The 8209-nt window shown below is 71.0% G+C and carries 4 protein-coding genes and 2 pseudogenes; 3 read left to right on the top strand and 3 right to left on the bottom strand.

Features of this window, described 5'->3' with window-relative positions; translation table 11 throughout:
• Positions 1-35: 35 nt before the first annotated feature.
• Positions 36-422, top strand: a pseudogene (locus tag I53_RS07700) (YceI family protein); the annotation flags it as partial.
• A gap of 167 nt (positions 423-589) precedes the next feature.
• Here the strand turns inward: I53_RS07700 and I53_RS07695 are convergent.
• The 3 genes from I53_RS07695 to I53_RS07685 form a co-directional block, all read right to left on the bottom strand.
• On the bottom strand, positions 590-1168 hold the full coding sequence (locus I53_RS07695) for a GNAT family N-acetyltransferase (protein WP_043348725.1): 579 nt from the start codon (positions 1166-1168) through the stop codon (positions 590-592).
• Positions 1168-3513: an Orn/Lys/Arg decarboxylase N-terminal domain-containing protein gene (locus I53_RS07690; protein ID WP_043348722.1), complete on the bottom strand. Its 2346-nt coding sequence runs from the start codon at positions 3511-3513 to the stop codon at positions 1168-1170. Before I53_RS07690 ends, I53_RS07695 begins: the two co-directional genes overlap by 1 nt.
• 218 nt (positions 3514-3731) lie before the next feature.
• Positions 3732-4712 carry a hydroxyacid dehydrogenase gene (locus I53_RS07685; RefSeq protein WP_043348719.1) on the bottom strand — a complete coding sequence of 327 codons (981 nt, stop codon included), beginning with the start codon at positions 4710-4712 and terminating at the stop codon, positions 3732-3734.
• Between the two features lie 512 nt (positions 4713-5224).
• Between I53_RS07685 and I53_RS07680 the strand changes: the two are divergent.
• Both I53_RS07680 and I53_RS07675 read left to right on the top strand, forming a co-directional pair.
• Positions 5225-7354: pseudogene (locus tag I53_RS07680) on the top strand (TonB-dependent receptor).
• A gap of 153 nt (positions 7355-7507) precedes the next feature.
• The coding region (locus tag I53_RS07675; protein ID WP_043348728.1) for a hypothetical protein at positions 7508-8209 on the top strand (702 nt) is incomplete at its 3' end.

Here is an 8209-nt window from a genome sequence, read left to right as displayed (position 1 = left end):
GTTCACGGCCAGCGTGATTTCGACCCCGCAAGCCCGAGGCGGGGCACGCGCTCGTGCTGGTCGACCTTGCCAGCGCGCGAACCGGGGACGTCCAGCGCGACGAGGCCATGCCGCAGAAGGACTGGTTCGACGTCAAGGCGGCGAGCCAGGCGCGCTTCGAGGCGACCCGCTTCGTCGACAAGGGGCAGGGCGACTACGCGGCGGTGGGGACGCTGACGATCCGCGGCACGAGCCGGCCGGTGACGCTGCCGTTCCACCTGACCTTCGACGGCGGCGCGGCGCATGCCGTGGGGCGCGTCGGCCTCGTCCGCACCGAGTTCGGCGTCGGCCAGGGGGCCTGGGCCTCGGGCCAATGGGTGGCGCTCGATGTCGGCGTCGAGGTCGACATCGTCGCGACGGCGCAGCCGGCCTCCGGCCACTGATCCCGGCCCCGGTCGACTCCTTCGGCGGGTGTCACGCGCTCCGTCATCGCGAGCGCAGCGAAGCGACCCAGGGTAGCGCGCCCTCCGTAAGTGTGGCGCTCCTGGATTGCTTCGCTGCGCTCGCAATGACGGCGGCCGGGCGTCGGACGCCGCCCCGTCCCGGCCCGCTACCCCGGCCGGTCCTCCGACCCGGTGCCCAGCGCCCGCTGGACCATGACGCTGTCCGACCAGTGGCCGTACTTGAAGCCCACCGCCCGCAGGTAGCCGACCCGCTCGAACCCGCAGGCCTCGTGGAGCCGCAGGGACGCCGCGTTCTCGGCGTCGATGTAGCCGATCATCTGGCGGTAGCCGCCGGCCGCGCAGGCTTCGATCAGGGCCGGCAGCAGCCGGCGGCCGATCCCGGCATGCAGGTGGTCGGGATGCACGTAGATCGAGTGCTTCAGCGTGTAGCGGTAGGCCGGGCGTTTCCGGAACGGCACCGCGTAGGCGTAGCCCGCCACCGCGCCGTCCCGGTCGGCCACGAGGTGGGGCAGGCGCTTCTTGCGCATGGTCTTGCGCCGCCGCTTCAGGTCGTCGGGAAGCAGACGGTCCTCCTCGGCGACGCCGACATCGCTCACGCCCCTGCTGATGTGGTGCTCGTAGATCGCCACCATCGCCTCGACATCCGCATCCGAGGAGGCGCGGATGACGATGTCGGGGCAGGTGCGGGCCGGGACCAGGCCGGGCGTCTCGACCTCGATCTCCATCAGGCCCCCTCGCGTGCCACGTAGGTGTGGAAGCGGATCCGCCCGTCCGGATCGACCTCGCGGTAGACGCCCTGGATCTCGGCCTCGAAGCCCGGGAACAGGTTGGCGGAGGCCTCGAACATCTTGAAATAGTCGAGCATGGGCTTGGCCCGGTCGTCCAGGCGCTCGCCCGGCAGCACCGTGCCGATGCCCGGGGGATAGACCAGCATCAGCGTGGTGGCGATCCGCCCCTCGGCCTCGGCGATCGGCACGTAATCGACCTTGTTGCGGGTCAGCAGCTGGGCGGCCTTCTTGGGCGGCATCACCATCTCGGGCAGGTGCTCCGGGGCGAACTGGCGCCGCTGGAGCGTGGAGGTGCCGGCCTCCCGGTGGAAGGCGTGGAATTCGGCGCAGAGGTCGCGCAGGCGCACGCCGCGGTAGCGGTTCGGCCGGCGGTTGACGAATTCCGGCATGGCCTCCTCCAGCGGGACGTTGTCGTCGTGGAGCCGCTTGAAGGCGACGAGGCCCGAGATCAGCGTGCCGGCCTTGGAGGATTCGACCCCCGGGGTCAGCAGGAAGAGCAGCGAGTTCAGGTCGTTCTTCTCGGCGACGATCCGGTTCTCACGCAGGTATTGCGCCACGATCGGCGCCGGCACGCCGTGCTGGGCGTAGGCCCCCGTGTGCCGGTCGAAGCCGGGGGTGAGCACGGTGAGCTTGTTCGGGTCGGTGATCGCGTAGCCCGGCGCCACGTGGGTGAAGCCGTGCCAGCGCGCGCCCGGCTTCAGCTCCCAGTGGCGCGGCGTGGCGGCGAGCTCGTCGGTCGGCACGCTCTCCCACGGCACCTCGGCCCCGTCGGCATTCACCGTCACGTCCGGCACGAAGGGGTCGAAGAACCAGCGCCTTGCGGGATCGCGTTCGTTCTCCTCGAATTCCCGCCGGATCGCCCGGACCTTCTTGCGCCACTCGATCCCGAGCCGGATCGTGTCGTCCCACAGGATCATGCCCGAGCGGCCCTTCATCATCTGGGCGCCGACATCGAGGGAGGCAAAGAGCGGGTAGAAGGGCGACGTGGAGGCGTGGACGAGGAAGCTCTCGTTGAGCCGCTTGTGCTCGACCCGCCGGGTCTGGCCGCGGATATGCCCGTCGCGGGTGTGGATCTGCGAGGCCTGGGAGAAGCTCGCGAGCTGCTTGTGGGTCGATTGCGTGGCGACGATGCCGGGCGAGGTCTCGTCGAGGCCGGTCAGCCCCATGGCGAAGCGGCGGGCGTAGAGCGGGTGGAACTTCATGAAGCCCGCCCAGGCCTCGTCGAACAGGATGTAGTCGCAGAGGTGGCCGATCTTCTCCAGGATCTCCTGGGCGTCGTAGATCGTGCCGTCGTAGGTGCACTGCTCGATCACCGCGACGCGGAACGGCCGCTCCCGGCGCCACGCCTCGGGATCGGTCACCAGCGGGTTCCGGCGGATCTTCTCCCGGATCCGGGTCTCGTCGAGGGCCTCATGATACATGGGGCCGATCAGGCCGTAGGCGTTCCGGTCCGTTTCCAGAAAGATCGGGATGCCGCCGCCCAGGAACAGGGCGCCGTGATGCGCCGCCTTGTGGTTGTTGCGGTCGAACAGGACGAGGTCGTCCTCCGCGATCAGCGAGGACAGGACGATCTTGTTGGAGGCCGAGGTGCCGTTGAGGACGAAGTAGGTCTTCTCGGCCCCGAAGATCTTGGCGGCCTCCTTCTGGGCCTTCAGCGCCGGGCCCTCGTGGGTCAGCAGGTCGCCGAGGTCGAGGACCGAGTTGTCGAGGTCGTCGCGGAAGATCGCTTCCCCCAGGTGCTCCACGAAGATCCGGCCGATCGGCGACCGGTTGTAGAAGATGCCGCCGTTGTGGCCCGGACAGGTCCAGAGCTGGTTGCCCTTCTCGGCGTAGTCGACGAGCGCGCCGAAGAACGGCGTCTTGAGGGTCTGGGCGTATTGCGTGACCCGGCTGACGAGGCCGCGGGCGATGAATTCCGGCGTCTCCTCCGCCAGGAAGATGTAGCCGTCGATGAAATCGAGCAGTTCGACCGGGATGTCCTCCAGCCGCTTGCGGCGGACCATGATGACGATCGGCATCTCCAGGCCGCGCTTGCGCATCATGTCGATGAGGGCGGCGGCCTTGCCGTCGAGGCCGCGCTTGCCCCAATCGACCACGAGGCAGCCCACCGCGGCGTCGGTCTGCACCGCGATGGCCGCGTCCTCGACCCGCCGGGCGCGCACCACCTCGAAGCCGCGCTGCTCCACGGCTGCCACGATCTGATTGACGCGCGCGCCTTCGAGATCGTCCGGATCGAAGGCGGGGGCGCACATCAGGACCGTGAAGCGACGGTGGAAGTCCATGGAGCCCTCTCTGGCCTCGGATGCAGCGCGTGGCTTTCCGGCCCGTCTGCGACGATTGCATGACAACGTGCGCGGCGGGCGGTCGTGGTGCGGACGAAAGGGCGTGATCCGGGCGCGGTCGGAGCCGTTGGACCGCGGCCTTCCCACCCGCGCCCTCATCCTGAGGTGCCGGTCGGAGATCGGTCGCGCGGCCCGCGGCGGCAACCCGTCTCAGGGTATCACAGGGCGCGCCGCCGCGCCCAGACATCCGGATTGACCAGTCCGCCCGGCCGCCGGCCTGCCAGCACGTCGACCACGCGGCCGGCGGCGGTTTCGGCGGTGCGGATCAGGGCCGACCCGGTGGAACCGCCGACATGGGGCGTCAGGATCGCCCGCGCCTGACGGGCGAGGGGGTGGTCGGCCGGCAGGGGCTCCTGCGCGAAGACGTCCAGCCCGGCGCCCGCGATCGTGCCGGATTCCAGCGCCTCCACCAGGGCCGCCTCGTCGATCAGACCACCGCGGCTGGTGTTGATCAGGAAGGCGTCCCGCTTCATCCGGGCGAGCTGGTCCCGGCCGATCAGGCCGCGGGTGGCAGGGGTCAGGGGCACGTGCAGGGAGACGATGTCGGCCTCCGCGAGGAGCGCGTCCACCGAAGGAGCCCGCAGGGCGCCGGCATTGGCGAAGTCGGCGTCCGGCCGGCTCGGGCCGTAGGTCAGCACCCGCAGGCCGAGGGCCGTGCCGAGCCGGGCCGTCGCCTGCCCGATCGCCCCGAAGCCGACGAGGCCCAGCGTCAGGCCGGCCAGCTCGATCAGGCGGGCGGTGAACTTGAAGCTGTCGTCCCCGCGCCGGACCGAGCGGTCGGCCTCCGGCAGGGCCTTGGCCAGGGCGAAGATCAGCGCCAGCGTCTGCTCGGCCACCGAGACGGCGTTGGCGCCGGGCGTGTTGACCACCACGATCCCGGCCTCGGTCGCCTCGGCGGTGGCGACGTGGTCGGTGCCGGTGCCGTGCACGCCGATCACCCGCAGGGCCGGGGCCGCCGCGATGGCGCGGGCCGGGAAGCCGGTGTTGCGGGTGATGACGGCGACGCACGGGGCGGCCTCGCGGGCCAGGGTCTCGGGATCCGTGCCGCTCGCCGGACGCGGCTCCAATCCGGCCGCCCGCAGCCGGTCGAGGCCCGCCGCGTGGATCGGCTGGACGATGAGGCACGGACCGGTGATCACGGGAAAACCTCTGCACTAGAGGAGGGGTGACAGGCACGTTTCGCGCCGGGCCCGTCTAGGCGGGGTGGGCAACCCTGGCAACCGGGCGCCCCGGTCTCCGCCGCGGCAACCCGATCGGACGCGCGCGATCCACACCCGATCGCGGTCGTGTCGGGCCCCGCACGCCCCGCCCGGCCCGACGATCCCGGCCGCGCGCCTCGGCCGAGCTCTGGCCCGGCCTTCCGCGAAATCGCCGGCTCGACCGTGCGATGATGAGTGAGGCACTGATAATGATGTCGTTCGGCAATGGAATTCAGTATAGAACGCACTCAATATCGATCACGTAGATCGACCCTGCGTGCGCTGAATATAATTATAATTAATCCAAATGTATTTTTGACACACGTAGAGATATTTGCTGCCTTGCTCCGTGATTCGGAGCTTTCGTCACGACAATGCGGTCTCAAGATTTCTCGGTGTCGGTTTCCGCGCGGAACCGGCGCCGGCGGCGCGCGGCCCGGCCGGTTCTCCCGATGGCTGTCCTGCTGGGCTTCGTCGGTTCCGGGCTGCACGCGGCCCGCGCGGAGGAGGCCGGGGCCGGCCGGGAGGTCCAGCTCGACGAAATCTCGGTCGCGAGCGCGGCCGCGCCGCGCGGACCGGTCCCGGCCTATGCCGGCGGTCAGGTGGCGCGGGGCGGTCGCCTCGGCCTGCTGGGCGATACCGAGATCCAGAAGGCGCCCTTCAGCATCGCCAGCTACACCGACACGCTCATCCGGGACCGGCAGGCGCGGACGGTGTCCGAGACCCTGGTCCTCGACCCGTCGGTGCGCGCCACCCAGACCACGGGGGCGCCGTTCGACTCCTTCTCCATCCGGGGCTTCCCGTCCAACGAGAACACCAGCGGCGAGGTCGCCTTCGACGGGCTCTACGGCATTGCCCCGAGCTTCCGCATCTTCACCGACTACGTGGAGCGCATCGAGGTCCTAAAGGGGCCGTCCGCCGCCCTCACGGGGGTGTCGCCGAACGGCGCGGTCGGCGGCGTGGTCAATATCGTCCCGAAGCGCGCCGGCGCGGACCTGACCCGCGTCACCCTGGATTACGGCTCGACCGCCTGGGGCGGCAGCCAGGTCGACGTCGCCCGCCGCTGGGGGCCGGGACGGGAATGGGGCGCCCGCGTCGTCGGCAGCCTGCACGGGGGCGCCACGCCCTTCGACCGCCAGACTGAGACGACCGGCGTCGGGGCCCTGGCCCTCGACTAACAGGGTGACGGGTTCCGCGCGTGGCTCTACCTGCTGGCGCAGACGGACCGCTTCAACGCGCCGCTGCGCCCGTTCCTCCTGCGGGCCGGCGTGCCCGTACCGCGGGCGCCCGACGGTCGCCTGAACCTGACCCAGCCCTGGGAATACTCGGACGTCGACGATCGCGGCGGCCTGCTGCGCACCGAGTACGACCTGACCGATCAGGTCACGCTGTTCGCGGATGTCGGCGGCGGGCAGACCGGAGTGGAGCGGTACTTCCAATCGGCACCGACGATCCTCAACGGCCGCGGCGACACGACCAGCACGCCGCAATTCTACGCCCTCGGCGTCGACCGGCTCACCTACGACGCCGGCGTCCGGGCCCGGTTCGAGACCGGATTCATCCGCCACGCCCTCACGCTTCAGGGCTCCGTGTACGACGAGGCGACGGGACGGCGGTTCTCGCCCGGCCGGGGCGCCTACCTGTCGAACCTCTACGTGCCGGCCCTCGTCCCGTACATCGCGCCGATCTACGGCATCGGCCGGCCCCGCCTGTCCGACAGCACCCTGTCGGGGATCGCGGTGGCCGACACGCTGTCGGCCCTCGACGAGCGCGTCCTGCTGACCCTGGGTGTGCGCCGCCAGCGCGTGGAGGCGCACAATTACCTGTCGAATGTCGGCACGCTGGCCTCGTCGTACGACAAGAGCGCCACGACCCCGATGGTCGGTCTCGTGGTGCGGCCCTGGGACTCGGTCTCGCTCTACGGCAACTACATCGAGGGCCTGAGCCGCGGCGACGTGGCTCCGGCGGTGGCGACCAATTCCGGCACGATCCTCGCTCCCTACGTGGCCCGACAGGTCGAGGCGGGTGTGAAGCTCGATCTCGGCCGGTTCGGCGCCACGCTTGGCGCCTTCCGGATCACGAAGCCCGCGGGCGAGCTCGGCCCGCAGGGGCGCTTCGCGGCGACCGGCGAGCAGCGCGTCGGCGGCCTCGAACTGAGCCTGTTTGGCGAGATCACGCCGCAGGTGCGCGTGGTCGGCGGCGTGACCCTGCTGGACGGACGCCTCGTCCGGACGGCGCTCGCCGCCAATCGCGGGCACCGGCCGATCGGCGTGCCTGAGGTCCAGGCGAGCCTGGGCGCCGAGTGGGACCTGCCCGGGCTGCCCGGCCTGACGCTCAACGGCGCCGTCATCTCCACCGGGCGGCAGTTCGTCGACCTCGCGAACACCCAGGCCCTGCCGGCCTGGGCCCGCCTCGACCTTGGCCTGCGCTACACGACCCTCGTCGCCGAGCGGCCGACGACCTTCCGGGCCAGCGTCCTCAACGTGACCGATGCGCGGTACTGGACCGGGGTCGCGTCGTTCGGCACCTTCTTTCAGGGCGCGCCGCGCACCTACCTCCTGTCGATGGGGGTGGATCTCTGAGCCGGACCGGAGCGGCCATGCTGCTTCTGACGAGCCGCGCGATGTTTCACGGGAAACATTTTCTTAACCCTGAAGGTCGGGCGTGCGGGGGCCGCCCGCTGTTGCAGCGGCGCCGTCGCGGCGCGTCGCCGGCCGGGTTACCACCGGTCCACCATGACCACATCGAGCTGGCGCACCCTCCGCAACGAGCAGGCCCGGGCGCGGCTGGAACGGGCCCTGCCGTCGGTCTTCCCGGCACCGGTCCTTCAGCACGCCTTGGCGCGCCCGCTGATCCCGCCGACACCGCGGCTCGCCGTCGAGAGCTACTGGCGCAACCACATCCTCCGCGCCGACCGGCTGGCCCGGGCGCTGGCGGCCCGCTCCGGGACGCCGGAGGGCTGGACCTGGCAGCTCGGGGCCGAGGGCCGGGCCGGAAGCTTCCGCATGCCGCCGGCACCCTACCGCGATCCGGCCTTCGCCCGCGGCCGGGGCGCCTGCTGCATTTGCGGTCAGCCGGTCTACCGGTTCGGCTGGCACCGGGATCTCTGGGCGCGCGGCGCCCCCAACACCAATGCCGGCTGGCACGCGGCCTGTGTCGCGGCCTGGAAGTTCTGGATCGCGCCGCATGCCCAGGTCCGGGCGCTGAAGCTCCGCCAGCGGCATCGCTGCACCACCACCGGCAAGCGCCTGCTGAAGACGGCCGAGGTCGACCACACCCTGCCGCTCTACCGGGTCTGGCGGGAACACCGCGACGCGCCCTGGCCGGTGCTGCTCGGCTATTGGGGGGCGCCGAACCTGCAGGTGGTCAACCGCGCCGCCCATGTCGACAAGTGCCGCGACGAGGCGGTCGAGCGCTCCCGGACCGTGCAGCGTGCC

It is taken from the genome of Methylobacterium sp. B1, assembly GCF_000333255.1.
Lineage (GTDB): Bacteria > Pseudomonadota > Alphaproteobacteria > Rhizobiales > Beijerinckiaceae > Methylobacterium > Methylobacterium fujisawaense.
Note: the sequence above shows the minus strand (reverse complement) of the source record. Positions and strands in the feature narration are given on the sequence as shown.

Excerpts from the sequence above, each read along its gene's own strand:
- I53_RS07690 (WP_043348722.1), bottom strand. The coding sequence starts at position 3,513 with ATGGACTTCCACCGTCGCTTCACGGTCCTGATGTGCGCCCCCGCCTTC.
- I53_RS07695 (WP_043348725.1), bottom strand. The coding sequence starts at position 1,168 with ATGGAGATCGAGGTCGAGACGCCCGGCCTGGTCCCGGCCCGCACCTGC.